The 26237-nt window shown below is 72.3% G+C and carries 24 protein-coding genes; 9 read left to right on the top strand and 15 right to left on the bottom strand.

Annotation, left to right across the window (positions count from 1 at the left end; all coding sequences use genetic code 11):
• Nucleotides 1–217 precede the first annotated feature (217 nt).
• Nucleotides 218–880: a response regulator transcription factor gene (locus ABZ642_RS02895; RefSeq protein WP_123973178.1), complete on the bottom strand. Its 663-nt coding sequence runs from the start codon at nucleotides 878–880 to the stop codon at nucleotides 218–220.
• A gap of 299 nt (nucleotides 881–1179) precedes the next feature.
• Complete coding sequence (locus ABZ642_RS02890) at nucleotides 1180–1857, bottom strand: DUF3000 domain-containing protein (RefSeq protein WP_360476023.1); 678 nt, start codon at nucleotides 1855–1857, stop codon at nucleotides 1180–1182.
• Nucleotides 1858–1977: 120 nt separating this feature from the next.
• Here ABZ642_RS02890 and hemE point away from each other — a divergent pair, with 120 nt between their 5' ends.
• The 4 genes from hemE (at nucleotide 1978) to ABZ642_RS02870 (ending at nucleotide 8767) form a co-directional block, all read left to right on the top strand.
• On the top strand, nucleotides 1978–3045 hold the full coding sequence (gene hemE / locus ABZ642_RS02885; protein WP_360476020.1) for a uroporphyrinogen decarboxylase: 1068 nt from the start codon (nucleotides 1978–1980) through the stop codon (nucleotides 3043–3045).
• A gap of 90 nt (nucleotides 3046–3135) precedes the next feature.
• Complete coding sequence (locus tag ABZ642_RS02880) at nucleotides 3136–5061, top strand: trypsin-like peptidase domain-containing protein (RefSeq protein WP_360476017.1); 1926 nt, start codon at nucleotides 3136–3138, stop codon at nucleotides 5059–5061.
• Between the two features lie 6 nt (nucleotides 5062–5067).
• A complete protein-coding gene (fxsT, locus tag ABZ642_RS02875) occupies nucleotides 5068–7449 on the top strand; it encodes an FxSxx-COOH system tetratricopeptide repeat protein (protein WP_360476014.1) in 2382 nt (793 codons plus the stop codon).
• 28 nt (nucleotides 7450–7477) lie between these two features.
• Nucleotides 7478–8767 carry a P-loop NTPase fold protein gene (locus ABZ642_RS02870; protein WP_360476011.1) on the top strand — a complete coding sequence of 430 codons (1290 nt, stop codon included), beginning with the start codon at nucleotides 7478–7480 and terminating at the stop codon, nucleotides 8765–8767.
• 33 nt (nucleotides 8768–8800) lie between these two features.
• Here the strand turns inward: ABZ642_RS02870 and ABZ642_RS02865 are convergent, their stop codons facing one another.
• Complete coding sequence (locus ABZ642_RS02865) at nucleotides 8801–9625, bottom strand: rhomboid family intramembrane serine protease (RefSeq protein WP_360476008.1); 825 nt, start codon at nucleotides 9623–9625, stop codon at nucleotides 8801–8803.
• 131 nt (nucleotides 9626–9756) lie between these two features.
• Here ABZ642_RS02865 and ABZ642_RS02860 point away from each other — a divergent pair, with 131 nt between their 5' ends.
• The gene (locus ABZ642_RS02860) at nucleotides 9757–10059 is read left to right on the top strand and encodes a hypothetical protein (RefSeq protein WP_351729017.1); all 303 of its coding nucleotides are present in this window, start codon (nucleotides 9757–9759) and stop codon (nucleotides 10057–10059) included.
• A 78-nt stretch (nucleotides 10060–10137) separates the two neighbouring features.
• Here ABZ642_RS02860 and ABZ642_RS02855 read toward each other — a convergent pair whose 3' ends face one another.
• Both ABZ642_RS02855 and ABZ642_RS02850 read right to left on the bottom strand, forming a co-directional pair.
• Entirely contained in the window at nucleotides 10138–11529 is a 1392-nt protein-coding gene (locus ABZ642_RS02855; RefSeq protein ID WP_360476004.1) for an FAD-dependent oxidoreductase, read from the bottom strand.
• A gap of 37 nt (nucleotides 11530–11566) precedes the next feature.
• The gene (locus ABZ642_RS02850) at nucleotides 11567–12445 is read right to left on the bottom strand and encodes a DUF4349 domain-containing protein (protein WP_360476001.1); all 879 of its coding nucleotides are present in this window, start codon (nucleotides 12443–12445) and stop codon (nucleotides 11567–11569) included.
• Between the two features lie 154 nt (nucleotides 12446–12599).
• Between ABZ642_RS02850 and hemG the strand changes: the two genes are divergently transcribed.
• Both hemG and hemQ read left to right on the top strand, forming a co-directional pair.
• Nucleotides 12600–14168, top strand: a complete 1569-nt coding sequence (gene hemG / locus ABZ642_RS02845; RefSeq protein WP_360475998.1) for a protoporphyrinogen oxidase — start codon at nucleotides 12600–12602, stop codon at nucleotides 14166–14168.
• Nucleotides 14169–14173: 5 nt separating this feature from the next.
• Nucleotides 14174–14905, top strand: coding sequence for a hydrogen peroxide-dependent heme synthase (hemQ, locus tag ABZ642_RS02840; protein ID WP_360475995.1), 732 nt, complete (start codon nucleotides 14174–14176; stop codon nucleotides 14903–14905).
• A gap of 6 nt (nucleotides 14906–14911) precedes the next feature.
• On the opposite strand, the gene ABZ642_RS02835 is transcribed toward hemQ, so the two are convergent.
• The 6 genes from ABZ642_RS02835 to ABZ642_RS02810 form a co-directional block, all read right to left on the bottom strand.
• Complete coding sequence (locus tag ABZ642_RS02835; protein ID WP_360475992.1) at nucleotides 14912–16552, bottom strand: alpha/beta hydrolase; 1641 nt, start codon at nucleotides 16550–16552, stop codon at nucleotides 14912–14914.
• A 153-nt stretch (nucleotides 16553–16705) separates the two neighbouring features.
• A complete protein-coding gene (locus ABZ642_RS02830; RefSeq protein WP_360475989.1) occupies nucleotides 16706–17485 on the bottom strand; it encodes a TIGR04222 domain-containing membrane protein in 780 nt (259 codons plus the stop codon).
• A 96-nt stretch (nucleotides 17486–17581) separates the two neighbouring features.
• Nucleotides 17582–18376 carry a DUF4142 domain-containing protein gene (locus ABZ642_RS02825; RefSeq protein ID WP_360475986.1) on the bottom strand — a complete coding sequence of 265 codons (795 nt, stop codon included), beginning with the start codon at nucleotides 18374–18376 and terminating at the stop codon, nucleotides 17582–17584.
• A gap of 271 nt (nucleotides 18377–18647) precedes the next feature.
• Nucleotides 18648–19919: a DUF692 domain-containing protein gene (locus tag ABZ642_RS02820; RefSeq protein WP_360475983.1), complete on the bottom strand. Its 1272-nt coding sequence runs from the start codon at nucleotides 19917–19919 to the stop codon at nucleotides 18648–18650.
• A 122-nt stretch (nucleotides 19920–20041) separates the two neighbouring features.
• Nucleotides 20042–20833, bottom strand: a complete 792-nt coding sequence (locus ABZ642_RS02815) for a DUF4142 domain-containing protein (protein WP_360475980.1) — start codon at nucleotides 20831–20833, stop codon at nucleotides 20042–20044.
• Between the two features lie 106 nt (nucleotides 20834–20939).
• Nucleotides 20940–21632 carry a peptidyl-tRNA hydrolase gene (locus tag ABZ642_RS02810; RefSeq protein WP_360475977.1) on the bottom strand — a complete coding sequence of 231 codons (693 nt, stop codon included), beginning with the start codon at nucleotides 21630–21632 and terminating at the stop codon, nucleotides 20940–20942.
• A 131-nt stretch (nucleotides 21633–21763) separates the two neighbouring features.
• Here ABZ642_RS02810 and ABZ642_RS02805 point away from each other — a divergent pair, with 131 nt between their 5' ends.
• Together ABZ642_RS02805 and ABZ642_RS02800 are read left to right on the top strand one after the other, a co-directional pair.
• The gene (locus ABZ642_RS02805) at nucleotides 21764–22636 is read left to right on the top strand and encodes an ATP-binding cassette domain-containing protein (RefSeq protein WP_360475974.1); all 873 of its coding nucleotides are present in this window, start codon (nucleotides 21764–21766) and stop codon (nucleotides 22634–22636) included.
• Nucleotides 22633–23304 (top strand): ABC transporter, encoded by a 672-nt coding sequence (locus ABZ642_RS02800; protein WP_360475971.1) that lies wholly within the window; start codon nucleotides 22633–22635, stop codon nucleotides 23302–23304. Before ABZ642_RS02805 ends, ABZ642_RS02800 begins: the two co-directional genes overlap by 4 nt.
• On the opposite strand, the gene ABZ642_RS02795 is transcribed toward ABZ642_RS02800, so the two are convergent.
• The 4 genes from ABZ642_RS02795 to ABZ642_RS02780 form a co-directional block, all read right to left on the bottom strand.
• The gene (locus ABZ642_RS02795; protein ID WP_360475968.1) at nucleotides 23296–23478 is read right to left on the bottom strand and encodes a hypothetical protein; all 183 of its coding nucleotides are present in this window, start codon (nucleotides 23476–23478) and stop codon (nucleotides 23296–23298) included. The genes ABZ642_RS02800 and ABZ642_RS02795 overlap by 9 nt on opposite strands.
• 18 nt (nucleotides 23479–23496) lie before the next feature.
• Nucleotides 23497–24318, bottom strand: coding sequence for a polysaccharide deacetylase family protein (locus tag ABZ642_RS02790; RefSeq protein ID WP_360476086.1), 822 nt, complete (start codon nucleotides 24316–24318; stop codon nucleotides 23497–23499).
• A 115-nt stretch (nucleotides 24319–24433) separates the two neighbouring features.
• The gene (locus ABZ642_RS02785) at nucleotides 24434–25312 is read right to left on the bottom strand and encodes a PPK2 family polyphosphate kinase (RefSeq protein WP_360475965.1); all 879 of its coding nucleotides are present in this window, start codon (nucleotides 25310–25312) and stop codon (nucleotides 24434–24436) included.
• Nucleotides 25260–26180, bottom strand: coding sequence for a slipin family protein (locus tag ABZ642_RS02780; RefSeq protein ID WP_360475962.1), 921 nt, complete (start codon nucleotides 26178–26180; stop codon nucleotides 25260–25262). The genes ABZ642_RS02785 and ABZ642_RS02780 overlap by 53 nt, the downstream gene beginning before the upstream one ends.
• Between the last annotated feature and the right edge of the window lie 57 nt (nucleotides 26181–26237).

Below are 26237 nucleotides of genomic sequence, written 5' to 3'. Positions count from 1 at the left end.
GTCGACGGAACGTTCCGTCGACGGGCGCCGGAGGGTCGTAAACCAGTCAGGTCGGTGAAAGATCAGGTCCACGAACGGGGGACGTCGCCGTAGGACGTGACAGCGGATCAGCGGCCGATCCGGTTCACGTCGCTGAACGGCGGAGTGCGGGATGAACGACTGAACGGTGGGGCGAGGGGCGAACGACTGAACGGTGGAGCGCGGGATGAACGATCGGTCAGTGGATGATGCCGGTACGCAGGGCGACGGCGACCATCCCGGCGCGGTCGCCCGTGCCGAGCTTGCGGGCGATACGGGCCAGGTGGCTCTTGACGGTGAGGGCGGACAGGCCCATCGAGACGCCGATCGCCTTGTTCGACTGGCCCTCCGCGACCAGCCGGAGCACCTCGACCTCACGGCCGGAGAGCTCGCGGTAGCCGCCCGGGTGGCTCGGGGCACCCGGGGGGCGGCGGTGCATACGCGCGGCGGCGGAACCGATGGGGGCGGCACCCGGTCGGGTGGGGAGCCCGATGTTGGTGCGGGTGCCGGTGACGACATAGCCCTTGACCCCGCCGGCCAGGGCGTTGCGCACGGCGCCGATGTCGTCGGCGGCGGACAGGGCCAGGCCGTTGGGCCAGCCGGCGGCGCGGGTCTCGGAGAGGAGGGTCAGGCCGGAGCCGTCGGGGAGGTGGACGTCTGCGACGCAGATGTCGCGGGGGTTGCCGATGCGGGGACGAGCCTCCGCGATGGACGAGGCCTCGATGACATCGCGCACGCCGAGCGCCCACAGGTGGCGGGTGACGGTGGAGCGCACGCGCGGGTCGGCCACGACCACCATGGCGGTGGGCTTGTTCGGGCGGTAGGCGACCAGGCTTGCGGGCTGCTCAAGGAGAACGGACACCAGGCCTCCTGGGGTGGGGGACGGGGGCCGGCTTGTGGGGAAGAAGCCGGGACGAACCGTGCTTTCAAGGTCACAGTCGTCTTCGGCATCAAACCCGTCCGCCTTTAGAGAATGATCACGATCTGGTGAGTAACAATACGTGCAATTCGGACACGCGATCGATCATCCGAAGATCGAATCGGTTCGGGCTGTTGTCGTACGGGACAGAAAGTGGCCGTATCGACAAAGAGATGGTCAACGAAGGGTGAGTCGACGGGACTCGGGTGGACGGGTCCTCGAACACTGACGGAACGAGGCGGCTAGCGCGCCTGCGGGTCGCGGCGCTGCGGCAGCGTGACCACCGAGGCGTCGCCCGGAGCGGCCGGCGGCAGTCCCGCCACCTGTGCCAGCAGATCGCACCAGGAGGCGAGATGTGCCGCGGTGTCCGGGATCCCGGCGCGGCCCTCCCGGGGCGTCCAGGAGGCCCGGATCTCGATCTGCGAGGCGGCGGGGCGCTCGGACAGCCCGCCGAAGTAGTGCGAACTCGCCCGCGTGACGGTCCCGCTCGGCTCCCCGTACGACAGACCGCGCGCCTGGAGGGCACCGGTGAGCCACGACCAGCAGACGTCCGGCAGCAGCGGGTCGGCCGCCATCTCCGGCTCCAGCTCCGCGCGCACTAGCGTGACCAGCCGGAACGTCCCACGCCAGGCGTCGTGCCCGGCCGGGTCGTGCAGCAGCACCAGGCGGCCGTCGGCGAGGTCCTGCTCGCCGTCGACCACCGCCGCCTCCACGGCGTACGCGAACGGGGCCAGACGCTGCGGTGCGGGCGTCGGCTCCACCTCGACCTGCGGCCGCAGCCGGGCGCCGCGCAGCGCGTCGACCGCGGCCCGGAAGGCCGGTGGCGCCGTACTCCCCGTATGTCCTTCGCCCTCCTCGGTGCCCTTCCCCTCGCCCATCCCGCCAGCGCCGTCCGACAGTCGTCCCTGAGCCGCAGCCATGCGGGGAAGAGTAAGGGGAACGACGCCTTCGCGCAGGGAGAGACACCACCTAAGGCCGCACCCGGGGCCCCGCACGGGCCGTGGCCGTGCCGGGTTCGGGGGCGTGCGAGACTTGCCGTCGTGAGTGCGAACGGAAGCCCCACGGGCCAGCAGCCGACAGCGACGTACGACAGTGCCTTCCTGAAGGCGTGCAGGCGCGAACCCGTGCCGCACACCCCCGTGTGGTTCATGCGCCAGGCCGGCCGCTCGCTGCCCGAGTACCACAAGGTGCGCGAGGGCATCCCCATGCTGGAGTCGTGCACGCGGCCCGAGCTGGTCGCCGAGATCACACTCCAGCCCGTCCGCCGGCACCACGTGGACGCGGCGATCTACTTCAGCGACATCGTCGTCCCGCTCAAGGCCATCGGCGTCGACCTCGACATCAAGCCCGGCGTCGGCCCGGTCGTCGCGCAGCCGATCCGCACCCGCGCCGACCTCGCCCAGCTCCGTGACCTCACCCCCGAGGACGTCTCCTACGTCACCGAGGCGATCGGCCTGCTCACCGCCGAGCTCGGCCCGACCCCGCTGATCGGCTTCGCCGGCGCCCCGTTCACCCTGGCGAGCTACCTCGTCGAGGGCGGCCCCTCGCGCACGTACGAGAACGCCAAGGCGATGATGTACGGCGACCCGGAGCTCTGGGCCGACCTGCTCGACCGCCTCGCCGACATCACGGGCGCGTTCCTCAAGGTGCAGATCGAAGCCGGCGCCTCCGCCGTCCAGCTCTTCGACTCCTGGGCCGGGGCGCTGGCCCCCGCCGACTACCGGCGCTCGGTGCTGCCCGCCTCCGCGAAGGTCTTCGACGCCGTCGCCGGATACGGCGTCCCGCGCATCCACTTCGGGGTCGGCACCGGCGAACTTCTGAATCTCATGGGCGAGGCCGGCGCGGACGTCGTCGGCGTCGACTACCGGGTCCCGCTCGACGAGGCCGCCCGCCGGGTCGGCCCCGGCAAGGCGCTCCAGGGCAACCTCGACCCGACCGTGCTGTTCGCCGGCAAGGACGCGGTGGAGACCAAGGCGCGCGAGGTGCTCGACGCGGCCGCCGGTCTCGAAGGTCACGTCTTCAACCTCGGACACGGCGTGATGCCCTCCACCGACCCGGACGCGCTGACCCGGCTGGTCGACTTCGTCCACACCGAGACGGCCCGGTAGGGCCCCCTTTTCGCTGCCCTGTTGCCGCCGTTCCGATGACGTGGCCCCGTCCCCGGTCGCATAATCTTCGCGAACGGGGGAGGGGGAACCGTGGCGGGGGAGCCGACGGGGGAGTCAGGGGACCACGAGCCCTGGCTGGTCCGCGTCCAGGGCGACGACGGCCGGCCGGCCGGGTCCGGCTTCCTGTTCACCCGTGGCCTCGTGGTGACCTGCGCCCATGTGGTGACCGACGCACTGGGTGTCAGCAAATACAGCGAGAACGGCCCGCGGGGCCCGTTGTGGGTGGTGCGCCACGGTACCGAGGAGCCCGTGCCCGCCCAGGTGATGCCCGGTGGCTGGGTGCCGCTTCGGGGCTTCTCCGGGGATTTCGCGATGCTGAGTCTCGAAGCCCAGCTCGTCTCCTCTCCCGGGTCCGGCAGGGCCCGGATCGCCGACCGGGTCCGGTTGATCACCCCGGACGCGGTGCTGCCCGCCGTCGTCGAGGCACTCCCCGGGCCGGACGAGCCGGACGGCTGGGGGCTGCTGGCCTTTGAGGGGGAGACGGCACCGCGACCGGGAAGCAGCGGCAGTCCCGTGGTCGACGGCAAGGGCGCTGTGGTCGGTATCCTCACCGCCGCCCAGACCGCCCCGACCGGGCGCACTGTCGGCCACTTCCTGCCCCTGTCGGCGGCCGTGGAGCGGATTCTCGTCCCGAGCCCGCGCACCTCGGGTACGGAACGTCCGCTGGACGCGGGACTCACCCTGCGCGAGCGCGGCGAGCTGGTGGAGGCCCTGCTGGCCGTACCCGTGATGCACGACCCGGCGGCGTTCGATCTGCTCGCCCGGGAACTGCGTCACGAGGTCCCCGGGGTCCCCCTGGTGTCGGCTGCCACGACCCGGCTCAGAGCCCTGGAACTGGTGGGACAGTTCACACGTCGCCCGGAGGACCTGCGCCTGCTGGTCGAGGTTCTGCAGGTGTTCGACCCGGGCAGCTCGGAAGTGGAGGCGTTCGGGACCCTGGTGGACAAGGTCGCGGCGCCGTCGCTGCTGCTCGCCCACGAGCGCCGGACCTTGCAGAGGTTGCTCGCGCGGCCTGAACTGCCCGGCGGCGTCGGTCTGCTGGAGCGGGCGCGGGACCTGGAGAACCGTGGCGCCCCGCCCGGCGGTTCGCCCGCCCTGCTGGAGTTCGTCTCGCGGCTGGCCGACTCGGTGCCGGGGGCGGCCGGCGCGGGTCTGGACACCTGGCAGCGGTCGGTGGCGGCCCGGCTGGGAATGGCACGGCAGCCGGGACGGACGACCGCGCCGCCGGTCCTCGTCATCAGGGTGGACCCCCTCCTGTGGGACGCGGGCACCTACGAGGTGACGGCGTGGGTCCGTGCGGCTGACAGCATCACGATGCTGTGGACCGGCGACCAGGTCCCGCACGGTCAGCTGATGACGGCGATCGTGAGAGCGCTGCGAACGTTCGAGGGAAGCGAGGGAGCCAACCCCGCCGACCCGTCCGGGCAGGTCGAGTTCGTCCTGCCGTACCGGCTGCTGGGCCTCCCGGTCGACGACCTGGACACCGATGACGGTGCCGTACCACGCCCGCTGGGCACGCACCGCCCCGTTGTCCTGCGAGCGGCCGAACTGGAGAACCGCGTCAACCTGCACGGCCGTTGGCACGCGCGGTGGCGGCGGCTGAAGGAGACCCCTCCGGCGCGGCGCGAACCGCACTGGGTGGAAGGTGTCGACGGCCGGGTCCTGCTCCTGGACGCCGCCGGACTGACGTTCCAGCCCACGGGAGACGCGGTCGCCGCCTGTCTCCTGCAAGGGGTGCCGGTACTGATCTGGTCACGCGACGCGTCGCCCGCGGCGGAGGAGGCGCTGACGGCACTGGCCCGCAGGGTGCCACTGGAAGAGATCCCGGACGCGGTGCGGGCCTGGCGGGTCCGCCAGAACAAGACCGGCACCGGCGATCGAGTGAGTCTGCTCTTCGCCGACCCGGAGCGGCCGCTGCCGAAGGATGATCCGCTCGTCTCCCCCGACAGTGGGTGATGACCGGTGGACCCGAGCAGGCTCCTGCGCGCGCTGCACCCTTTCGACGGCACTCCGCGCCTCACCCTGAACCTGGTGCTGGACCGGGCGCCCTCGATGCAACTGTGGACCCGGACCGTCGAGGACCTGCGGGAAGCGCTGGGCCAAGCACCGTTCCAAGATCTCGGAGTCCAGACGGTGGACACCTCCGCGTCGGGCGAGCTGTCGGCCGGGAACCCCGGTGCTCAGGTCGTGCTGCTGGTCAGCAACTGTGCGGAGAGCGCCTGGCAGGACGGCCGTGCGGCCGGGCTGCTCGAGCAGTGGTGCCGGACCAGCGCGACCGCCGTACTCCAGCCGTTGCCTCCGTCGCTGCGGTACCGCGTCGGCGTCCCGCTCGCCCCCTTCCGGTGGAAGGCGCCTCGCCCGACCACCCCCACCGCCTCGCTGACGTGCGAACTTCAGCCGGGCAGCCTGGAGACGGCGGCCGGACTCCGGGCGCCGGGCGCCGTTCCCGTACTGGGCCTGGAGGACAGCCGGTCCATCGAGGCCTGGGCACGCCTCGTGGCCGCTCCCACGACCGACTGGTACAAGGGCGACGGGATACCCGCCGTCCCGGGTCCCGGTACCTGGGACGGCTTCGCCGCCCCCGTCCCGCAGACCGAACCGGCCGGGCTCGTCCAGATGCTTCAGGAGGCCGCCGGTCCCGCGGCGGTCCTGCTCGCCGCTCTGCTGACGGTCGCCCCGCTCGTGACCCTCGACCTGCTCTACGCCACTCAGCGTCGCCTGCTGCCGGAGGCGGACGAGGCCGTCCCGGAGGTCTTCCACAGCGGTCTGCTGGTCCGTGCGCCCGATCGCGACCGGGACGTCGGCGGAAAGTGCGCCTATGTTCTGGTCGACGGGGCGGCGGAGCTGCTCGCCGACTGGCTGACCCGGTCCGAAGAGCGTCGCTCCCGGGACCTGGCCATGGGGTTGCTGCCGTCGGCGCTCTGGGCCCAGAACACGCGCCGGGACCTGTCCTCCGCTCGGCACGTGGAGCTCGTTCGGCCTGCGGATCTCGGCCGACGCGACGGACCCGAGCTGCGGGTCCGCTCGGTGCTGCCCGCCCGCAACCTCCGCTTCGTCGGCCGCAAGGAACTGCTGGACGACATCGACGCGGCCCTGCACCGCTCCGGCGGCGACGGGCTGTGCGTGCTGCACGGCATCCCCGGCATCGGCAAGACCCAGACCGCGCTGGAATACGCCCACCGTCACCGCGGCGAATACGACTTCGTGTGGTGGAGCGAGGCCCGCGACGCCCGGAGTCTCACCCTTTCCCTGGCCCGGCTGGGCGACGAACTGTCCGTCACGCCTGGATCCGACGGCCTCGCGTCGGTGGACGACGTCCTGGACCGGCTGCGCTCCGGGCGTGTCGACCGTGGCTGGCTGCTCGTCCTGAACAACGCCGACCCGCCGACCAAGCTCATCCCCCTGCTTCCGCTCGGCGCCGGTCACATTCTGATCACCAGCCGCCATGTCAGCTGGACCGAGGAGACGGCGAACCCGCTGCGCGTGGAGGGGCTGAGGCGTGAGGAGAGCCTTGTTCTGCTGCGTGCCCGAGCACCCGGGCTCACCGACGACCAGGCGTCCGCGGTCGCCGAGGGCGCCGGCGGTCTGCCGCCCCTCCTCATCCAACTGGGCCGCTCCCTGTCCAGGGGCCCCCTTGACGTGCATGAGCACCTCGACGGCTTCGACCGGCTCTGCGCCAGTCTGTTGCTGAACTACAGTCTCCCCGACTACGACGTGAAGCTCGCGGCCGTGTGGAAGCAGGCGGTGGCGAAGCTGGCCGACGCGGACGGTACCGCCGCCGAACTGCTGAAGGTGCTCTGCCGCCTTGGTACCGGCCCCGTCTCGTACGGACTGCTTTCCGCCGCGACCGAGCCGAGGCCCGCCACCGGCGACGGTGGTGTGCTTCGCGACAAATACGCCCTCCACCTGGCCCTGCTGCGGCTGTCCGACGAGGACCTGGCCACCGTCGAAGAACATGGCGGACCGGTCGAGGTGCACCCCGCCCTGCAGATGGTGATGCGCAATGTGGTGATGACGCGCAATGATCACCGGGCGGCCGAGGAGGCCACGCTCGATCTGCTCTCGGCGGCGCTGCCCACCGATCCCGCCACTCCCTCCGGCCGCGTCCTGATGGCCGAGATCGCCCGTCGCCTCTACCTGCCCGCGGCCCTGCGGGCGCAGCCCGAGGCCACTTGCGGCCTGGTCATTGCCGTGATCAAGCACCACGAGGCCGTCGGTGACACGAGGGCCGCCGGTGCGATGGCCCGTGTCGCGCTCGAGGCCTGGGGCCACCACTTCGGCGTCGACGAGCAGAGCATCACCTTCCTGCGCGCACACGCCGACACGCCGCCTCGCGATCCCTGAACCACCGCGTACGACCGAAGGAGCCGCCTTGCGACCGCTGACCGACAACCCCGTCTTCGACTTCGCCGACGACGCCTTCCACTTCGAGCCCTACGTGGACGTGCTGCACGGCGCCGTCGCACAGGCGACACCACTACCGCTCACCGTCGGAGTGTTCGGCTCCTGGGGCACCGGGAAGTCCAGCTTCCTGCGGCTGTGGCAGCGGCGGCTGGAGGACCGGGAGGTACGCACCATCTGGTTCAACCCTTGGAAGTACGACCGCAAGGTCGAGGTGTGGGCGGCGCTGCTGCATACCATCCTGGCCGAGATGGAGGACGAGGAGGGCCTGAAGGAGAAGGCCCTGCGGCTCGCCAAGGCCGCCACCTGGCTCTCGGTGCGCGCCGGACTCGGCACGGCCGCCTCGATGGCCACCGGCGGGGTGATCAAGAGCGGCGACGTCGACTCCTTGCTCACCGAACTCTCCAAGGGCGACGCCGAGCAGTACCGCCAGATCAACCGGTTCGAGAACGACTTCCGTGACGCCGTGAAGGAGTTCGTGGGACCCGAGGGGAGGCTGGTGATCTTCGTCGACGATCTGGACCGCTGCACCCCGGACTCGGCGATGACCGTGCTGGAGTCGCTCAAGCTGTTCCTCGGCGAGTCCCAGTGCGTGTTCGTCCTCGCCCTGGACCTGGACGTGCTGGCCGCGGTCGCCACCAACAAGTTCGGCGACGCCTTCAAGAACGCGCCCGCTGAAGTGGTGTCCGGACTGGCCTACCTGGACAAGATCGTCCAGCTGCCGTTCTTCCTCCCGGACGTCGGCTTCGACACCCTGCGCACGGCCTTCGCCCCGTGGGTCCACCCGCAGGTCGACGACTCCCTCTTCTGGAGGCTGCTCCAGCGCGGTCTGGGCGCGAACCCGCGGCGGCTGAAACGGTTCGTGAACGTCTTCAACATGGCGATGGAAGTGAGCATCGCCCAGTCCGGCGGTACCGTGCCGAGCCGGGTGTTCCACCTGCAACTGGCGGCACTCCTGGTGATCCGCAGCCGGCACCGTGGGTTCTTCCACGTCCTGGCGGCCGATCCCGCGTCCTGGGACAGGCTGGCGACCTACTTCCGGCGAATGGCGGACGCCACCGACTTCCGCGAACGCGACCGGTACCGGAGCGAGCTGCCCGACGAACTGGCCCCCTTCCGCGACGACCGGGCCCTTGAGGGGCTGCTGGCCGCCGGCGGGGCCGACGCCCTGTCGGCGCCCTCCGACGAAACCGTCCTCTCGATGATCAGCACCCTGCGGACCACGGCCGGCCCCGACGACCTCGACTCGACCGACGCCTGAGGCGCGCCCGTCGGCAGGCGGGCCGGGCCGGTCTCACCAGCCGTGCCGGGGCCGGGCCCGCCTGCCGAACAGCAGGCCGCGCGGTTCCGGCGGCGGGGGCGTGCCCGGCTTGAGCGGCCAGGCGAGCAGCATGCCCACGAGGAAGCCGACGATGTGCGCCGCGTACGCCACCGTGCCGGCGTCGGAGACGCCCTCGCCGGACGAGTACACGGCCTGGAGCACGAACCAGAAGCCCAGCACCAGCCAGGCCGGCAGCCGCAGTGGCAGGAAGACCAGGAACGGCACCAGCACCCAGACCCTGGCCCTCGGGTAGAGGACGAGATAGGCGCCCAGGACGCCGGCGATCGCGCCGGACGCGCCGATCAGCGGGTCCGCCGAGGTGGCGTTGAGGAGCGCGAAGCCGTAGCCGGCCGCGTAGCCGCAGACGACGTAGAAGAGGAAGTACCGGACGTGGCCCATCCGGTCCTCGACGTTGTTGCCGAAGATCAGCAGGAACAGCATGTTGCCCAGCAGATGCAGCCAGCTGCCGTGCAGGAACATCGCCGTGAAGACCGACAGCACCGGCGACTTGTCGTAGGAGGGCGGCCCGACGACGCAGCCGGGGCCGTTCTGGCCGATGCCCACGGCGCCGGTCGGGACCAGCCCCGGCAACTGATGGTGGATCAGCTCTCTGGGAACCGCCGCGTAGTGGTCCGTGAAGGCCTGCAGATGGCACAGCTGTGCCAGATCGCTGCTGCCGGCCACGGAGCCGGCTATGCCGGGTGTGAACAGGAAGACGAGGACGTTCGCGGCGATGAGCGCGTACGTCACGTACGGCGTGCGCCGCACCGGGTTGACGTCATGGACGGGTATGACCACAGCTCACTAGTGCCCAGGGCGCAGGCGCCCGAAGCGCGGAGCGGCTCGGTGAACGTCGGCACGCGCGGGTGCGTATGTCCTTGCGACCGATGAGCTTCAGGTGATGTTTCAGGCGACGTGAGGACCAGGCGATGAACGAGCGGGTTGCTTCTCAGGGGTTCCCTCCCATGCAGGCCATGCCCGACGGTGAGGCGGAGATCTCTCTTGTCGTGCGGCTTCCCTGGGAGGACGTGGCGCGGCTCGGTCAGGAGGCGGGGCGGCTGGCGGCGCAGATGCAGCGGCCGGTGACGCTGGACGAGGCGGTGAGCAATCGGCTGCGGTCGACCCGGCCGGCGGCGGCGCACGCGCGGCCGGGCGCCGAGCAGCCTGCTGCCGCGGCTGCGCCGGGTGGGGCCGGGGTGACTTCGTTGCCGAGGATCAGTGGGACGGCTTGATCGCCGTTACGGGGTGCGGGTGGGCTCTGGCTGGTCGCGCAGTTCCCCACGCCCCTTGGTAGGTGGCCTTGGCGCTTCTCAGGAAGCCCCGCTGCGTACCTTGGCCGCTGCCTTGCGCGCGGCCACGAGCACCGGGTCCCACACCGGTGAGAACGGGGGTGCGTAGCCCAGGTCCAGGGCCGTCATCTGGTCCACCGTCATCTTCGCCGTCAGGGCCACCGCCGCGATGTCGACCCGCTTGCCCGCGCCCTCACGCCCCACGATCTGGACGCCGAGGAGGCGGCCCGTGCGGCGTTCCGCGAGCATCTTGACCGTCATCGGGCTCGCGCCGGGGTAGTACCCGGCGCGGCTCGTGGACTCGATGGTGACCGCCTCGAACCGCAGGCCCACCCGCAGCGCGTCCTTCTCACGCAGGCCGGTGCGGGCGATCTCCAGGTCGCAGACCTTGCTCACCGCCGTGCCGACGACCCCCGGGAACGTGGCGTAATCGCCGCCCACGTTGCTGCCGATGACCTGGCCGTGCTTGTTGGCGTGGGTGCCCAGCGGGATGTACTGCTCCTGGCCCGAGACCAGGTTCAGGACCTCCACGCAGTCGCCGCCCGCCCAGATGTCCCGGTGACCGCGGACCCGCATCGCCAGGTCGGTCAGCAGGCCGCCGTGCTCGCCGACGGGCAGGCCCGCGGCCTGGGCGAGGCTCGTCTCCGGGCGCACACCGATGCCCAGGATCACCACGTCCGCCGGGTACTCGCCGTCCTCCGTGGCCACCGCCCGGACCCTGCCGTCCTGGCCGGTGAGCACCTTGGTGACCGCCGCGTCGTTGACCATGGTGATGCCGAGGCCCTCCATCGCCTCGTGCACCAGGCGGCCCATGTCCGGGTCGAGCGTGGACATGGGCTCGCTGCCGCGGTTGACGACCGTCACCTCGTAGCCCCGGTTGATCATCGCCTCGGCCATCTCGACGCCGATGTAGCCGGCGCCGACGACCACCGCACGACGGCCACGCGTGCGTGCCAGCGTGTCGAGCAGGGCCTGGCCGTCGTCCAGGGTCTGCACGCCGTGCACCCCCGGCGCGTCCGCGCCCGGCATGTCGGGGCGGATCGGGCGGGCGCCGGTCCCGATGACGAGTTTGTCGTACGACGTCCAGGACTCGGCGCCGGAATCGACGTCACGCGCGCGTACCCGCTTGCCGGCCACGTCGATCTCGGTGACCTCGGTGCGCGTCCGCAGATCGATGTCCCGCGACCGGTGCTCCTCGGGCGTGCGGGCGATCAGACGGTCCCGCTCCGCCACGTCACCGCCGACCCAGTAGGGGATGCCGCACGCCGAGTAGGAGCTGAAGTGACCGCGCTCGAAGGCGACGATCTCCAGCTCGTCCGGTCCCCGCAGCCGGCGTGCCTGGGACGCCGCGGACATGCCCGCGGCGTCCCCGCCGATCACCACCAGCCGTTCCCGTCCACCGCTCATGTCCATGCGAACACGCTACGGGGCGGCGGAATTTCGGGCTTGCTCAGGTCTCCCCGCCGGGCGTGCGGCGCCGGCGGACGATCCGCCACCACAGGAACGCGACCAGGGCCGCCAGGGCGGCGAAGGGCAGGGCCGCGCCCAGCGCCAGGGCGATCCAGCGCAGCATGGTGACGAAGACGTGCCAGCCGCCCGCCAGCGCGTCCACGAACCCCGGCGTGTCGTCCTTCGCCGCCTTCGCCCCCGGCGTCTGGGTGAGCGACAGGGTGATGGTGGCCAGGCTGGTGCGGTCCTTCAGGGACGCCTGCTGGGCGAGCAGCGCCTCCAGGTCGGCCTCCCGGCTGCTCAACTCCCCTTCCAGGGTGACCACGTCACTGAGCTTGCCGGCCCGGTCCATCAGCTCGCGGACCCGGGCCACGCTGGCCCGCTGCGACTTGATGCGGCTGTCCACGTCCACCACCTGGTCGGTGACGTCCTGGGCCTTCGCGGTGCGGTCGAGGAGCTTGCCCGCGCCCTGGAGGTCGGTGAGCACCTCGTCGTACCTCTCGGCGGGGACCCGGAGGACCACGCGGGTGCGTTCGCGGCCGTGGGAGCCCCGGGTGGTGGTCTCGTTGCCGACATAGCCGCCGGCGTTCTCGGTCGTGGTGCGGGCCTCGTCGAGGGCCCGGGGCACGTCCTTGACCTGCACGGTCAGGGAGGCGGTGCGGATGATGTGGTTCACCGTGAGGGTGGGGGCCTTGTCGGTGCCCCTGCCGCTGCTTTCCTTGGCGCCTGCCGAGCCCGCCGCCTCCTGGGCCGAGCTGCCCAGGTCGGCCTTGGAGTCGCTGCTGGACCCGCCGGAGTCGGCACCGGCGCCGCAGCCGGTGAGGACGAGCGCGCAGGCGAGCAGCAGGCCGGCGAGGACGGGTCGTACGGGATGTCGCATGGTTCCCCCCGAGGGTCGTGACTACTGACGCTCCTTCGACGCCGGGGCGGTGCGGGACGTTTGAGCGGGAGGGTTCCGATGCGGTCACGGTCCGGACGCGCGCCGGTCACCGGGCCGGGACGGGAGTGTCGGTGGGGTTTGAGAGAGTGGGGTCATGAGCGCAACGGGCACGGGCCAGGTCGTCGTCGTCGGAGCCGGGATCGCGGGGCTGGCCGCGGCCCACCGGCTGCTGGAGCGCGGCGTGCGCGTGACCGTGCTGGAGGCCTCGGAGAGAGTCGGCGGCAAGCTGCTGCCTGGCGAGATCGCGGGCGTGCGGGTCGACCTGGGCGCCGAGTCGATGCTGGCCCGCCGGCCCGAGGCGGTCGCCCTCGCGCGCGAGGTGGGGCTGGACGACCGACTGCGGCCGCCGGCCACCGCCACGGCCTCGATCTGGACCCGGGGCGCCCTGCGCCCCATGCCCAAGGGCCATGTCATGGGTGTCCCCGGCACCGCCGCCGCGCTGTCCGGCGTACTGTCCGAGGAGGGCCTCGCGCGCATCGAGCGCGACGCCGACCTGCCCCGCACCGAGGTCGGCGACGACGTCGCGGTGGGGGAGTACGTGGCCGGGCGGTTGGGCCGGGAGGTCGTCGACCGGCTGGTCGAGCCCCTGCTCGGCGGGGTCTACGCGGGCGACGCCTACCGCATCTCGATGCGCTCGGCGGTACCCCAGCTCTACCAGGCCGCCAGGACGCACGACTCGCTGACCGAGGCGGTCCGCGAGATCCAGGCCAAGGCGGCCGCCAACCAGCAGACCGGCCCGGTGTTCATGGGCATCGAGGGCGGCGTCGGCACCCTGCCGCTCGCCGTGGCCGCCGCGGTCCGGGCACGCGGGGGCGAGATCGTCACCGGCGCACCCGTGACCGAACTGCGCCGGGTGGCACCGGGCGCGGCAGGCGACTTCGGCCGTGACGGCTCGCCGGCCGGCGGATCCGGCCTCGCCCGGGCGACCACCGGGGCGGCCGGGGACCGCGAGGACGGCCGGGGCGCCCCCGGCGGCTCGCGCACCGGGTGGCGGGTCGTCGCCGGTGACCGGGTGCTGTACGCGGACGCCGTGATCGTCGCCGTCCCGGCCCCCGTCGCCGCCGCCCTGCTGCGCGCCGAGGCGCCCGCCGCCGCGGCCGAACTGACCGCCGTCGAGTACGCCTCGATGGCCCTGATCACCCTCGCCTACCGGCGCGCCGACCTCGCCCTCCCCGCGGGCAGCGGCTTCCTGGTGCCGCCCGTCGACGGCCGCACCATCAAGGCCGCCACCTTCGCCTCCCAGAAGTGGGGCTGGATCGCCGACGAGGACCCGGATGTCGTCGTGCTGCGCACCTCGGTCGGGCGGTACGGCGAGACGGAGGTGCTGGGGCGCGCGGACGCCGACCTCCTCGACGTCTCCCGGCACGACCTGCGCGTGGCCACCGGCCTGGCCGCGGACCCCGTCGCCACCCGGGTCACCCGCTGGACCGACGGCCTGCCCCAGTACCCGGTCGGCCACCACGCACGCGTGGCCCGCGTCCGCGAGCACGTCGCCCAGCTCCCGGGCCTGGCGGTCTGCGGCGCCCAGTACGACGGGGTCGGCATCCCCGCCTGCATCGCGAGCGCGTACGCGGCCGTCGACCAGCTGGGCGGTGACCTGACGGCCGTGCGGGAGCTCACCGCCAACCCGGTGCAGAGCCTGCACGGCGGAGCGGGAGAATAAGGACCATGAGTGACGACGCCCCTACCACCGCCCCCGAGCGGATCCCGAACAAGGGCAAGCTGGCCAAGGACCTCAACGAGGTCATCCGCTACACCCTGTGGTCGGTCTTCAAGCTGAAGGACGTGCTCCCCGAGGACCGCACGGGCTACGCCGACGAGGTCCAGGAGCTGTTCGACCAGCTCGCCGCCAAGGACGTGACCGTGCGCGGCACCTACGACCTCTCCGGTCTGCGCGCCGACGCCGACCTGATGATCTGGTGGCACGCCGAGGACAGCGACCGGCTCCAGGAGGCGTACAGCCTCTTCCGCCGCACGAAGCTGGGCCGTGCCCTCGCGCCGGTCTGGTCGAACATGGCGCTGCACCGCCCCGCCGAGTTCAACCGCTCGCACATCCCGGCCTTCCTCGCCGACGAGACGCCGCGCAACTACGTCAGCGTGTACCCGTTCGTGCGCTCGTACGACTGGTACCTGCTGCCCGACGAGGACCGCCGCCGGATGCTCGCCGACCACGGCAAGATGGCCCGCGGCTACCCGGACGTGCGGGCCAACACGGTCGCCTCGTTCTCGCTCGGCGACTACGAGTGGATCCTGGCCTTCGAGGCCGACGAGCTGCACCGCATCGTCGACCTCATGCGTCATCTGCGTGCCTCCGAGGCCCGGATGCACGTCCGCGAGGAGGTCCCCTTCTACACGGGCCGCCGCAAGGACGTCGCGGAGCTGGTCGCGGGCCTCGCCTGACGACGCTCAGCGCTGGTCGGCCTTGCCCTTCAGGGAGTCCCGCAGCTTCTTCTGCTGCTGGGCACGGCCGGCCGGCTTCGGCTCCGGGTGCCCCGCGCAGGACGCCCGCCGCTCCGGGAGCCGGCCCTCCAGCAGGTAGGCCTCCAGATAGCCGTTGACGCACTTGTTGGGGCCGCCGCCGATGCCGTGGGTGCCCGCGTCCCGCTCGGTCACCAGCACCGAGTCGGCCAGCCGCCGGTTCATCTCCAGCGCACCCGCGTACGGTGTGGCCGCGTCCCGCTCCGCCTGCAGGATCAGCGTCGGCGCCAGCTCACCGGGACCGGTCCGCACGTCCAGGGCCTTCTGCCGGGGCACCGGCCAGTAGGCGCAGGGCAGGTTCATGAAGGCGTTGTCCCAGGTCTCGAACGGCGCCACCCGCGCCAGCCGGGTGTTGTCCCGGTCCCAGGTCCTGAAGTCCCTCGGCCAGGCCGCGTCGTTGCACTCGACGGCCGTGTAGACCGCGTTGCCGTTCTCCGCCGCGGCGGCCGTCGCCGGCGTCGGCGACGCCAGCCGGACCAACGGCTTCGCGTCCCCCTTCAGGAACTTCGACAGCGCCTCCGCGCGGCTCGGCCAGTAGTCGTCGTAGTACCCGGCCGACAGGAAGGCGCCCTGCAACTGCGCCGGCCCGACCTTCCCGCCGGCCGCCTTCTTGGCCAGCCGCTTGCTCGCGCGGTCGTAACTCGCCTGCACCTTCGCGGCTGTGTCGCCCAGTTTGTACACGTCGTCGTGCTCGGCGATCCACGCGCGGTAGTCCGCCCAGCGGCTCTCGAACGCGGCCGACTGCTCCAGGTTGGAGCGGTACCAGATCTGCGCCGGGTCCGGGTTCACCACCGAGTCCAGCACCATCCGCCGTACGTGCGAGGGGAACAGGGTGGCGTACAGCGCGCCGAAGTAGGTGCCGTAGGAGGCGCCCATGAAGGTCAGCCGGTTCTCGCCGAGCGCGGCGCGCAGCACGTCCAGGTCACGGGCGTTGTTGAGCGAGGTGAAGTACCTCAGCCTGTTCCCGGACCGCTTGAGGCAGCCGCGCGCGTACGCCTTCGCCTCGGCGACCCGCGCCTTCTTGTACGCCGCCGACGGGTGCGTCGGCGACGGGGACGGTGCCTTGAAGAAACGCTTGGGGTCCACGCAGGACAGCGGCGCCGAACGGTCCACCCCGCGCGGGGCGTAGCCCACCAGGTCGTAGGCGGCGGCGAGGCGCTTCCACTCGGGCAGGACGCCGACCATCGGGAAGGCCATGCCGGAGGCGCCGGGGCCGCCCGGGTTGTAGACCAGGGCGCCCTGCCGGGGCACCTTGCGCTTGCTGTTGTGCGGGTCCTTGTGGGTGGCCCGCACCCGGCTGACGGTCAGTCTGATCTGCTTGCCGTCCGGGTGCGCGTAGTCCAGCGGGACGCTCAGCGTGCCGCACTGGAAGGAACTCGGGTAGTCCAGTCCGGCGGCACACCTGCCGAAGTCGATGCCCTCCGCGCGCGCCCGCGCGGCGGCCACGGCGGTACCGCGCAGTTCGGTCGTCGCCGCGTCCGGGACGCGGGGGACGCTCCCGGCCGGGGCGGCGGCCAGGGTGGTCAGGATCAGGGACCCGGCTGCCGAATACAGGGCGGGGGCTCTCATGGCGTATCCCTTTCGGTGCGGTCGCTGCGTGGCGCGGCAGCAACGGCACCGCAGCGACTGCACGGCAGCAATAAAAGGGATATTTCGACCGGTTGTCGGCGAAGGCAAGCACCATCGGCCGGTGTCGGCGCCAATGCCCCTATACGCCCCCGTTCACTCCCGCGGGAGCTGGTCCCGGTGTGCGAAGGCCGCACGCAGCTCCGGTTCGCCGATCGCGCGGACACCGCGGACGGCGACCGAGGCGAGCAGCGAGTGGTCGTCGGCCGCCCGGTTCGCCCGCCGGTGCAGTCCGCCCAGCAGTCGCTGCCCCGCCGGGGAGGCCCAGCGCGCGTACGGGTGCACCTCGACGCGGGCGATGGCCAGGCAGCTCAGCGTCAGCGTGAGGGGCAGCGCGAACCACACGGCGACCAGGTCGCGGGGCATCTCGGTGGGGGCGGGCAGCGCCAGGGCGGCCACCGCCAGAGCGAAGACGGCGAGTGCGGCGGTCCGGACCTGGCGCACGCCCGACGCGACCGTCGTACGGGCCGCCGCGTCCGGCACCGCGAGCCCCGCCCGCACCAGCCCCTCGCCGAGACTGCGCACGGCGTCCGCGTCGGCCGCCGCCGACCGCACCGGCGCTATCCGCGACTGCCCTTCGGGTCCGATGGCGCCTATCACCGACCGCTCCATCTCGTCCCGCGCACGCGGGTCCACGACGGTCGCCCAGCCGGTGTGGGCGAGCAGCAGTCGCTGCTGGCGGGCCATGGACACCAGGGTCAGATCGGCGACCCGCGCGGGCCCGCCGGACAGGAACGCGGCCTCGTACAGCGTCAGATCGTGTCCTCGGCCCGTGTCCGTGTCGGTCGCCGCCGTGCGTACGGCGGCCAGGCACAGCCGCGTGCAGGCGGTGCCGGCGACGGCCCAGGCCAGGAGCAGGAGAAGGACCCAGAACATGACGCGTTTCTATGCCAGGGGCTTGGGAAACGCCATGCCCTGTTCACATTCCGGACCGAGTGTTGTCGGTACGTGACGTTCCGTTTGCCGTGCAGGTCAGGGGCCGCTGGGCGGCGGGGGGCTGGAGGCGGCGGGCGGCAGCGGGTATGCCGAGGCCGACGACGGTGCCGGTACGGGTGACGGTACGACCGGGATCGCGTCGCTCGGCGCGAAGACCGGCGGCGAGACGGCGGCGGAGGGGGTGACCGCCAACTGCTGTGCCAGGGCGGCGAAGTCGACGTACCCCGTGGCCTCCAGGACCTTGATGTGGTCCAGGACGGTGGTGTTGGCGTCGTCGGCGAGATCGCGGACCAGGGTGTTCTGGGTGCCGGCCCGGACCTGGGCGACGACCGAGAAGACCCGGCCGTGGGCCAGCCGCGCGATGTTCGCGAACTGCCGGTCGAAATCCTGCCCCTGGGCCTCGGTCAGCGTGGCGAGCCACTGTTGCTGCTGGTCGTTGGGCTGGTTGGGAATCGGCACGCCGAGCTGGGCGGCGACGCTGCGGTCGTGTGCGTCGAGGGCGGCGTGGCCGTCGACGAGGTGCCGGCCCGCGGCCCGTACGGCCTGGGTGGTGCCCTTCTGCTCCGCCATCTCCCCGGCCGGCAGCTCCCAGAGCCCGGCGAGCCGCACCTTGACGATGAAGTCCCGGTCCAGGGCGGACAGCGGGCCGTAGCGGGTCGACACGGTCCGGGCGCTCAGCACGTTCACCGTGCCGGTCGGGTCCGAACGGTCGGCGTACGACCAGATCGGGAAGACCAGGGCGGCGAGGGTCGCCGCGAGACAGGTGATGATCAGCCCAGTGCCGGTGAATATGCCTCGGCCTTGGACGGGGGGTCGGGAACGCGCGCGCATGATGCCTCCTGCACCGCACGGCTGGGGCTTCGCTGTGCGGGCTTGGCATATTACCGAGGGCGCGGGGTGGGGGGCCGGGCCGAGGTGTGCGTGCGGGTGGGTGGGGCGCCGTGGAGGTTCGGTCGGATGTCGGCTGCGGGTCGTGTGCGGCTGGTCGCGCAGTTCCCCGCGCCCCTGACGGGGCGGAGTTCCCCGCGCCCCTGACGAGGCGCTGTTCGCCGGGTCCGGCACCGTGGCGACGCCGGTTAGCGCTCCCCGGCCGCGCCTCGCCCTAGCCCCGCCGCAGCAACGCCCTTCGCCGGGGTGTGGCGCCCGCTCGGTCCAGCCACCACTTCTCCAATCGGCGCTGCGAGGTCCTGTCTCCCACTCGGCCCTCCTTCAGCAGTCCGCCCGCGAAGTCCAGGGCGTCCCGCCGGTAACCCCCGGTCATCGGCCGCTCCTGCGCATACGCCAGAAACGCCGGCCGATACGTCTCGCCCAGGATCTCCGGCAGTTCCGGGGCCACCTTCGCCACCACGTCCGCCCGCTTCGACGCCAGTGCCCGCGCCTGCACCCCCATCCGCACCCGGTCGAACCCCTCCGGTACGGGCGTCCCCGCGACCAGGGACGACAGCACCGCGGTCTGTGCGAGCCCGACGCGCTGCCGGGTGGCGTCGGTCACCCCGGGCGCGGTCGGCCGCGCCGAGGCGTCGAACCGGCGGCCGGGGTCCGCGCCCCCCGCCGCCACCGCCCCGCGAATCGCCGCGAGCTCGCGCTCCAGTTCGGCCGGTTCGGGGAAGTTCTCGTCCCGTTCCAGCAGCACTCCCGGCGGCGTGACCCGGGACGCGAGGTCGGTCAGGACGTCCAGGACCTCGGGGGGTACCGGGTGGGCGTGGCTGTCGTGCCAGACGCCGTCCCGCTCGAAGCCGCCCGCGACATGGACGTAGGCGATGGCCTCGACGGGGAGTTCGGCGAGCGCCTTGGCCGGGTCCTCACCCCGGTTGACGCGGTTGGTGTGCAGGTTCGCCACATCGATCAGCAGCCGTACCCCGGTGCGGTCGACGAGGTCGTACAGGAACTGGCCCTCGGTCATCTCCTCGCCCGGCCAGCAGATGAGCGCGGCGATGTTCTCGACGGCGAGCGGCACCGGCAGCGCGTCCTGCGCGATACGGATGTTCTCGCAGAGGACGTCGAGCGCGTCCCGGGTGCGCGGCACGGGAAGCAGGTGGCCCGCCTCCAGAAGCGGCGAGGCCGTCAGCGGGCCGCCCGCGCGGACGAACGCGATGTGCTCGGTGACCAGAGGGGAGCCCAGCGCCTCCGCCCGCTCGGCGAGCGCGGTGAGACGGTGCTCCTCCGGGCGGTCCGCGCCGCCGAGGCCCAGGGAGACACCGTGCGGTACGACCGTCACCCCGCGCTCGCGCAGCCGCCGCAGCGACTCGGGGAGGTGACCCGGGCAGGTGTTCTCGGCCACGACCTCGACCCAGTCGATGCCGGGCATGCGCTCCACGGCGTCCGCGATCTCCGGCCGCCAGCCGATGCCCGTTCCCAGCCGCTCCACGGTCATGGCCGCCCCCTCCTCATCCGAATGACGGGGGTATGGCCCCGGAGCGCGTCCGCGAACCTCGTTGCCTGCCGCTTCAGAGCAACATTTGAGGTTCGGGTCCGCGCTCCGGGGAGCTGAACCGGCTATCCGCCGAGCACGCCCAGTGAGTCCACCGGCTCCGGGCGCGCGGTGTTCACCGTGCCCGGCGCGCCGGGCGAGGGCCGGGACGTGACCCGCACGTCACCGCCGGCCCGCGCGGCCGGAGCGGAGGGCACCACCACCCCGGGCGCCGGCACCGCCGGACCGGTCGGGCTCGCCGTGGTGGAGTTGGCGATCTCGTTGGCGATCGCCTCGAAGTCGACCTTCCCGGTCTTCTCCAGGATCGTGATGTGGTCCAGCACGGTCTGGTTGGCGTCCGAGGCCAGCTGCCGAACCAGGCTGTTGCGGGTGGTGTTCCGTACCGTCCCGATCGCCGGGAAGATCTTGCCGTGCGCGGCGCGCAGCAGGTTCACGAACTTGTACTCGTACTCCGCGCCGGTCGCCGCCGACATCTCCTTGAGCCAGCCCTGCTGCTGCTCGTTCGGTACGTTGGGCAGCTCGACGCCCAGCTGCCCCGCGACGATCCGGACCCGCCGGTCCAGGTCGGTGTGGCCGACGATCAGATGGTCCCCGGCCTCCTTGATCTCCGCGCTCGGCGCCCGCTCGACGGCCTGCTGCCCGGCCGGCAGCTCCCAGAGCCCGGCCAGCCGGACCCGCACGATCAGATCGCGGTCCGAGGCGGACAGCGGGCCCCACTGGGTGGCCACGGTCCCCGCCGCCAGGTTCGCCTGCCCGGTGCCCGAGCGGTCGGCGTACGACCACACGGGATAGGCGAGCACGCCGAGCGTGGTGGCGAGGGCCGCCAGGATCATGGCCGTGCCGTTGAAACGCCGCAAGGGATGCCTCCCCGTGTCGCTGGTTCAGTGACCGGACGTACGGGTGGGACGGCAGCGGTGTTCAAACAAACGGCAAAGTTCGTCAGGGTATTCAAAAAATCCCAGGTCAGCGAAGGGCGGGATGGTCCGCGACCACGGTGCAACTGCCCGGCGCGATCTCGGTGAACCCGGCGTCCCGCACCAACGGCAGCCCGCTGTCGGTCAGTTCACGCCACTCGACCGGGTCGGCGGTCCGCACGGCGAGCGGGAACCCGGCCTCGCGCCAGGCCTCCCGCTCCTCCTCCGACAGCGCCCACCAGGCCAGTTGGGCCCCGTGCCCGGCCTGCGCCATGGCTTTCCCCGCCGACATCTCCAGCTCCGGGTTCAGCCACAGCACGGCCTGCGCCCGGTCGGCGTCGGCGGGCGGCTCGGGATCGTCCAACTCCGTCCCGGACACCTGCAACTTCGCCAGCTCCATGGGCCACCCGTCCAGGGGAACCGGCGGAAACACCCGTACCTCGGCGGACTTCCCCGTGAGAGTGGTCCCGGGCAGCTCCCCGGCCCGCCGCCACTCGGCCCCCCGGGCCCGCCGCACGACCTTGCGAATCCGAGCGTCCTCCCAGTCCCGGACGGCCTGCGCCCACTCCCCGTCCCCGAGCGCCCGCGGATCACTGAGCATGCTCAGCACGGCCCGCGCGGCGGTCTCGAGAGCGTCGGTGCGGGCGGGCGGAGCCGCCTTCTCGATCCGCACGACAAGAGGCAGTACGAACTGGGGTGCTTCGTCCCGGCTGTTGGCCGAGACCTGGAAAGGAGCGCTCACCGCACCAACCTTAAGGGGTGCGGGGCACACTCGATCTGCGGCTCCGTCGCGCGGGCGCGAACGGCCCCCACGCGCCGGCACCCCGCACACCACCGTGACCCACCACCCCGATCCCGGATGAAAATACCCCCATGCACCGTGATCTTGAACTGGCCCGCGTAGGCCGCCGCTACGGCATACGCGGCTCCTGGGTGTTACGAGGCGTCGACCTCACCATCACCCCCGGCACCCTCACCCGCGTGGAAGGAGCGAACGGCACCGGCAAGTCCACCCTGCTGCGCATCGTCGCCGGCATAGACACCCCCACCGAGGGCCGTGTCACCGGCCGCCCCCGCACCGCGTACGTGCCCGAGCGCTTCCCCTCGGCCCTCCCCTTCACCCCCTCCGGCTACCTCACCCATCTCGGCACCGTCCACGGCCTCTCCCGCAGGTCGGCCGCCGCCCGCGCAGCGGACTGGCTGGAGCGGTTCGGCGCCGCGGCCTACGCGGCCACGCCCATGGCCCAGCTCTCCAAGGGCACCAGCCAGAAGGTCGCCGTCGCCCAGGCGCTGCTCGCCGACCCCCAGCTGCTCGTCCTCGACGAGGCCTGGACCGGCCTGGACGCCGAGGCCCGCGCGGAGCTGGAGCGGGCCGTCGCCGAGCGGACGGCGGCCAGGGGTGCCGTCGTGTTCGTCGATCACGATCCACGGCGCCTCGCGGGCGTGCCCGACGCGACCTACCAGGTCGTCGACGGCACCCTCAGGCCCTCGGCCGCACCGGTGACCTCACCGGTCGGCCCGCACACCGTCGTCACCGTCCGGGGCCCCGCCGGCGGCCGTCTCCCCGCCGCAGCGACCCGCACGGCTGCTTCCGCCGAGGAACCGGCCCCCGGCACCTACCGTCTTACGGTTCCCGCGTCCCACTCGGACGTGCTGCTGCGTGTCCTTCTCACGGCCCACCCGCCGTGGCACGTGGTCGCCGTCAGCCCCCCGGACGTCCCGCCGGACGAGAAAGCCCGACCATGACCGCACTCCTGCGCTACCAGACCGCACTCCTCCTGCGCTCCCAGCGCTGGCTGCCACCGGTGATCCTGTACGCCGTGTTCCTGGGCGTGGGTGTGCAGAGCGGTCAGCCGGTGCTGGACTCTCTCGGCTACACGGCCGCCGCGCTGCTGCCGGTGGCCGCCTGGCTGGTACGGATCTGTGTCACGGGCGAACCGCCGGCCGCCCGCGCCTGTGTCACGGCGGCGCGGGGCCCGGCCAGGACCCATCTGGCCGCCCTGCTCACCGCCCTCGCCGCCGCCGCGCTGCTCGGCACGGCGGCGACCCTGATCGTGACGGTGATCAGCCGGCACGCCACCGACGACCACCGGCTCGCCGTACCACCCCTACAGGCCGGGGCCGCCGGTCTGCTCGCGACCCTCGCCTGCGCGCTGCTCGGCAGTGCCGTCGGCGCACTCACCAACCGGCCGCTGCTGCGCTCGCCGGGCCGGGCGGTGCCCACGATGCTGCTCGCCGCGCTGCTCTCGGTGGTGGTCGCGGGCTCCCCGGCGCACGCCGCGGTCAGCGGTCTGGTCTCGGGCTCGGAGTCCGGCCGGGTCCCGGTGTCACCCCTGCCCCTGGCCGCGGCGGCCCTGCTCACCGCCGCGGCCTTCACCGTGGCCTGCGTCCTCAACGGCCGCCGCTCATCCTGAGCAGGCGGTCCGCTGCGCCTCCTGCCACTCGCACCGGGGGCACATCGTGATGCCCTTGTACGACTCCGGGTACTCGGTCGGCTCCCGGCACAGCACACACTCGGCGTACGGCGGACCGTCCGCCGTCGGCGGCTTCGTGGTCTCGGAGATCGTGCAGTAGCCCTCGTCGCTCATGTCTCCAGCGTAGGACGGTCAGCGATGACCGGGTGTCTCGCCGATCAGCTCGGACACCTTCACGAACCGGAAGCCCCGCTTGCGCAGCTCCGGTACCACGCTGCGGACCACCCGCTCGGTGGTCGGGGCCGCGCTGCGCGTGCAGTGCATGACGACCACGGAGCCGGGCTTCACCCCGTCCAGCACCTGCTTGGTCACGGCGTCGGCGTCGGTCGCGAACGCGTCGCCGCTGACCACGTCCCACTGCACCGCGGTGACCCCGAGCGAGCCGACCGCGCGCAGCGCCTGCTGGTCGTAACAGCCGCCGGGGAAGCGGAAGTACGGCATCGGATGCGGCACGCCCGCCCTGAGCAGCGCGGCGTAGGCGCGCTCCACGTCCGGCTTCATGTTCGCGGCGGAGACGGTCGGCAGGCCGTAGCAGTCGCTGGTGAACGCGTAGTGGCTGTAGGAGTGGTTGGCGACCTCGAACTGCGGGTCGTGGCCCAGGGAGCGGGCCTGGTCCGGGTACTCGTCGGCCCAGCGGCCGGTCATGAAGACCGTGGCCGGCACCTTCAGCCGGCGCAGGGTCGCGATCAGCGCGGGGTTGTCGAAGTGCTCGCCGGCGGCCGCGCGGGGCCCCTGGTCGGCGGTCATGTCGGCGTCGAAGGTCAGGGCGACGGTCTTGCCCAGGGTGCGCGGACCGTTGGAGAAGACGGGGGTCAGGCCGCCCGGGCCCGCGGGGAGCGTGGGCGGCTTGGCGGCGGGGGCGGGCCTGGCGGGGGCCGGGTGTCCGGCGTGGGGGGCCTGGGCGGTGCCGCAGGCGGCGAGCGCGGCGCCCAGGGCGACGCAGGCGGCGGTCATACCGGCGAGACGGCGAACTGATCGGGTCACCCTATGAACGTAGGTCGTATTGTCCGTTTTTTCTGGGTGGCGCGGCGCCGGGCCCGCCGGGGTCACCCGGGCGGCGGCTGTCCCGTCACGGTGCTCTCAGCAGCCGCTCCCGGGCCTCCGCCACGTCGAAGTCGGCCTTCGGGTACCGCGGGTCGAGCTCCTCCAGGTGCTCCAGGAGGAGACGGCCGATCGCCCAGTTGCGGTACCACTTGTGGTCGGCCGGGACCCGGTACCAGGGCGCGGCGGGGGTCGAACACCGCTCCAGGGCGATCTCGTACGCCTGCTGGAAGGCGGGCCACAGGGCCCGGTCCTCGATGTCGTCGGGGCTGAACTTCCAGTGCTTGTCGGGGTTGTCGAGGCGGGCCAGGAGGCGGCGCTTCTGCTCGCCGTAGGAGAGGTGCAGGAAGCACTTGACGACGGTCGTGCCGGCGTCGGTCAGTTCCTGCTCGAACGCGTTGATCCGGCCGTAGCGGGATTCGATCTCCGTGGACGGGGCGAGGCCGTGGACGCGGGCGACCAGGACGTCCTCGTAGTGCGAGCGGTCGAAGATGCCGACCTCGCCCTGCCGGGGGAGCACCCGGCGCACCCGCCACAGGAAGTCGTGGCGGCGTTCCTCCTCGGTCGGGGCCTTGAAGGCGTGGACCCGGCAGCCGGCCGGGTCGAGGTGGCCGATGACGTGTCTGACCGTGCCGCCCTTGCCGCTGGTGTCCATGCCCTGGAGCACCAGCAGGACCCGGCGCCGGTCGCCGGCGGTGCCCGCCGCCCACAGCCGTTCCTGGAGGTCGGCCAGGCGCTCGCTCAGCTCGGCCGTCGCGGTGCGCGCGGCCGCCTTGCCGTCGGGTCCCGCGGGGCGGGCGTCGGCCGACCGGGCGTCCAGGCCGGGGCGCTCGCCCACCGGGAGCCGGAGCAGGTCACGCAGAGCGGGGTCGCTGTCGTCCGTACGCTTCGGGTGCTTCCTCGGCACGGGCACGCCTTTCGCTGGGGTCCGGATGTCCCGGTTCGGCGGGGTCCGAGAGTTCGGCGAGCCCGGCGAGATCGGGGGGAACGTACGGTGCGCTGCCGTTCGGGATGGGCTGCTGGGCCCGCTCCAGGAAGCGCAGCAGCTCCACCGGGAAGGGCAGCACCAGGGTGGAGTTCTTCTCGGCCGCCACCGCCACGATCGTCTGGAGCAGCCGCAGTTGCAGGGCTGTCGGGGTTTTCTCCATCTGCTGGGCCGCCTCGGCCAGCTTCTTCGAGGCCTGGAACTCGGCGTCGGCGTTGATGATCCGGGCCCGGCGCTCCCGGTCGGCCTCGGCCTGACGGGCCATCGAGCGCTTCATCGTGTCCGGCAGTGACACGTCCTTGATCTCGACCCGGTCCACCTGAACGCCCCAGCCCACGGCCGGACTGTCGATCATCAGCTCCAGGCCCTGGTTGAGCTGCTCCCGGTTGGAGAGCAGGTCGTCCAGGTCGCTCTTGCCGATGATGGACCGCAGCGAGGTCTGGGCCATCTGCGAGACGGCGAACTTGTAGTCCTCGACCTTGACCAGCGCGCTCACCGCGTCGACCACCCGGAAGTAGACGACCGCGTCCACGCGCACGGTGACGTTGTCGCGGGTGATGCCCTCCTGGGCGGGGACCGGCAGCGTGACGATCTGCATGTTGACCTTGTGCAGCCGGTCCGCGAACGGGATCACCAGATTGAATCCGGGCTGTCGTACGCCACCGGTGACCCGGCCGAGCCGGAACAGCACACCCTGTTCGTACTGCTTGACGACCCGCGCTCCCGCGGCGAGATACAGCGCACCGACGCAGAGCGCCGCCACCACCGCGACCAGCAGCTCCTGAACCATCACGACCCCCAGCCAGAGAGGTCCGGTATGTCTGATGCTGCAACGATATGCCCGGCG

Source organism: Streptomyces sp. NPDC007157 (genome assembly GCF_040634235.1).
In the GTDB taxonomy this organism is placed as follows: domain Bacteria; phylum Actinomycetota; class Actinomycetes; order Streptomycetales; family Streptomycetaceae; genus Streptomyces.
This window is presented reverse-complemented; position numbering and strand designations above follow the sequence as displayed.